Origin of the sequence: Shewanella sp. 11B5 (genome assembly GCF_002836795.1) — a bacterium.
In the GTDB taxonomy this organism is placed as follows: Bacteria; Pseudomonadota; Gammaproteobacteria; order Enterobacterales; family Shewanellaceae; genus Shewanella; species Shewanella frigidimarina.
On sequence record NZ_PJAP01000625.1, the window covers coordinates 1 to 3,732 of the forward strand.

Annotated in this window: 2 protein-coding genes; both read right to left on the minus strand. The window is 41.4% G+C overall.

Annotated elements, in window-relative coordinates:
• On the minus strand, positions 1–725 hold a 725-nt coding region (locus CXF78_RS14420; protein WP_374702297.1), incomplete at its 3' end, for an alginate lyase family protein.
• A gap of 32 nt (positions 726–757) precedes the next feature.
• Positions 758–3,049, minus strand: a complete 2,292-nt coding sequence (locus tag CXF78_RS14425) for a chondroitinase-B domain-containing protein (protein ID WP_102037196.1) — start codon at positions 3,047–3,049, stop codon at positions 758–760.
• Positions 3,050–3,732: the final 683 nt, after the last annotated feature.

Below are 3,732 nucleotides of genomic sequence, written 5' to 3' on the forward strand. Positions count from 1 at the left end.
AACTGACGCATAAAACCGCCTTTTTTGGCGAGATTTAAGTCGTACAATGCACGTTCAACCCAAAGTGGCTTATCAAGTACATATCCACTCATACCAACAGCAGCAGTGGCCCAAGTGCCGTGGTTATGCACCTTATTAAAGGTGTGCGGAGATTGTTCTGACAAAAAGAGTGCGGCGGGTATTATTGCACCCGTTTCGATGGTATTACGTTCTGCAGGTGTTAACGCATCATAGATAAAGTCGTACGCCTGAATGGTATGTACTAACCAAACTGCTTCATTGAGTCCTTGCCAGAAAAGTTTACCTTCATTGTTGCTTTTACGCATAGGGTGCAAAGGTAGCGTTGGATAAAGTGTGGCATATTGCAACAGCATGTCTTTAACGTATTCGGCATATTTTTTATCGCCAGTCAGCTGATAAATAATGCCAGTGTCATACATTTGTTGGTAATTACTTTTATGTTTTTCGTGGGTATAACCACCACCTGCATCTTTGGGTACTGGTACTTCAATTGGCTGAGCCAGTCCCTTGTCCACATTGCTCTGCGTGGTATTGAATGCATTTTGAAATGACCCAGGTTGAGTGATGGCCTGTTTCATGGCTGCCACATCTTGCTGGTTTATGACTAAGTTTGGATGTTGCGCAGCCATAACGGGTAATGAAATAGCGCACGTTATTGACGCCAATAGTGCTATTTTTCCTGCCTGCTTAATGGCACGCGTCATCGGGCTTACGCCGGCCGCTATATTGAAGTTTTTCATAGTTTTTGCACTTTATTATTGTTGATATCTGCAGTGTGTTTACCTATTGCAACTAACTCCGTTACTTGTGGGCTAGGTGTATCAGTAAACTGATTATGCGTAATGCGGGTTTGTGGTTCACCGACGGTGTGTTCAACAATAATAACGGCACTGTCGTTAAATTTATTGTGCTCTATTTGGCTCATTTGAACCCCGTGCAATTTCAGTGACGCACCTGTTTTATTGCGCTTACCTTGACCGACTTTAGTGAACTCATTGTTGGTTACCGATACATGGGGACCAAAGGTGCTCTCATCCGTACCACCGCGGTATACCGAGGCAATAGCACCCTCAATATCGTCAAACTGGTTATTGTCCAATATGAGGTATTCGGTGTTATAAATCCCTAGGTCGTCGGTTTCTTTGTCGAGGCGAAATAAATCCCCGCTAATATGGCGGAACTGGCTATTGCTGACATTAATACTATCTGCAAAGGCGCGACTGCCCGAATCGAAAAAGTGAAATGAGTGATTCACATTAAGTTGCTCAACAATGCTGTTTGTCATTTCAAAACGATAATTAGTTAACATGCCCCATTTGCGGGTTCTTACCACGCTATTACCGGCAGCATCAGGGCTGTTTAAGCCAGTAATGAATAGACCATCGAGTTGCAAACTACCGTTGTCTTGAATTTCAAATAGGCTAGGGCGTTCAAAGCTGATCATCGCTTGGTGAGCATTAGCGGCTTTAAAGGTTAACGTTTTGTTGATAGCCAGTATTCTGCTGATGTTATATTTGCCATCACTGAGTAATAAAATATCGCCTGGTTTAGCTCGTTCAACAGCGCTTGCTAATTCATCGTCATTGGCGCTAACGTTGAAGGTGTTGCCAGATTGGAATGCGACTGTAGGCTCTGCTTTTGGATACCAAAGTGTGCCGGTATCTTGCTTTAATGTTGGGGTTAGTTTTTTACTGGCCCCGTATGCTGCAAAATTTGCATCACTGGGGTATAACAAGCCATTTGCAGCACGTTTCATGGTGATATCTTGTGAACGAATACCTTTAGCCATGAATGGGCTTAACGTTTTCGTCGCAAAATTACTGAGGTTGTCGTTAAAGCTAAGTCCGCTAATATCATCATGTAAAGTAAATGGTGCGGTTGGGCTAATAAATAGATTGTGGTTTAACTTACTGTCTAGTGGTACCGCTGAACGTTCGCTGTCACTGCCCGCGGCCAGCTCAATATGTTCAAGATTAATAAAGCTATTGTTATTAACATTGGCGTTGACCACTTGATGGTAGCGATTAATTGATGAGTTCGGCACGCCATTCATAATAGTAAAACCACTGCCAAATCGATTACCGGTTAAGCCTTCTAGGTAGTTGTTGGTGATAGTTTGATCGCGGTTAATCACGCGGATCCCACCGGTATGTTCAACGCCATTACCCAAAAACACATTGCTATCGATAATATTACCGTTACCGTGCCTTAAGGTTAATGTGCCTCTTGATTCATAAAAGACGTTATTTTGAATACGGTTTTTACCTGACTTGACCGAAATAATTTCGACTTCACCATCGCAGCGATCAAAATAATTATTTTCAACCACGGTAAAGGAATCGGTTAGTGAGTAATGGCTGGTGCCAATTCTGAGAGTTTCGCCACCATTAGAGCCTAAGATTGGGCGAGGACCAAAATAGTTATGATCAATTCGGTGATGATTTTGCTGGCTGCTTTCACTGTCTAAACGCACTGCAACAGTTACGCCTACATTGCGTTTACCAACAAAGTGGTTGTGATCAAGTCGGTTATTTTGTCCATATAAGCTGACCCAATAATCAGACTCTTGACGATCTAGATTGCTGTAGTTATCGATAACCACTTCGGTTACTCGTGAATGATTGGCTAACTGATTTTTATTCTTACGAAATGCAATAACTTCATTACTTGGCGTAAAGCCATTTTTAAATACTAGCCCCGACACCTGTAAATATTCACCAGCCAGTTTAAGGTTCGATTGACCAGACAGGATTACTTTACCTTTAGTTTCGGCTGTTAATTCAATAGGGGCATTGGCGGTGCCTGTCGCCATAAACAACACTTCAAAATCTTGCCATGTACCATTTTTCAAAATGATTTTATCGCCAGGTTCAACGAGCTTTAGTGCTTGTTTGTACTCAGTTTGGGTAGTCACGAAGCGATCTTTTGCCTGCACGTAGATTGATGGGGTGCAAAGCATTAATAAGACTAACAACTGCGTGAATAACCAATGCCTTGACGATGACGTATTGTTATTTGAATGATTCATCTAGTCTCTCGTTTAATACTGTTTAAATGATATCCCCCTGGCTACATTAAGTAGTTATCAAGGGGGAAGGCTCAAAAAATTACTTTTTCACCTTAGAATTTCGTTAGCGCCATAGCATGAATAATCAGCAACTGTGGTGTTATTTCCACTGGGAATTATTTGGGGTTCACCCAACCTGTTCAGGGCTTTGAAACAACGTGACAAGTAATCTGTCACTGTAACGTTAGCCAACAAATTGAGGTCGTCCATTGTCATGCGCATAGTGATTAGAGCTGTCTGGAAATGGTAGGCTGTTTGGCTGGGTCTAACTCTCACGGTATTATTAATTAAGCGTAACCGTAAGTAAGCGTAACCTAGTCCAATTACCTCGCATTTAAGAGACTGTGACGTGCTGTTTTTGTATTGACTCGTTTGTCACTGTTGCACGTTCATGATTGGTGAATAGAGATATTAGTGCCGCGTCGTAAATTACTGATCTTGATTGCGACTTTAATCCTGTTAATCTCAAAGTATTGCTTGTCTTGGTAAATTTCACGTTAACCTCCCCAGATTAGTTGATTTCCTTTTCTTTACGAACACACAAAAATTAAATTATTCTGTTAAATGATCATTTGTGCTTGAATAGAAACTAACCAATCATTAAGATTATGTCAATAAATTGTTTTACCAATTACTAAGATTTT

What these genes read in the sequence shown, in the direction of transcription:
- CXF78_RS14425 (WP_102037196.1), bottom strand. Translation starts at nt 3,049, where the DNA reads ATGAATCATTCAAATAACAATACGTCATCGTCAAGGCATTGGTTATTC.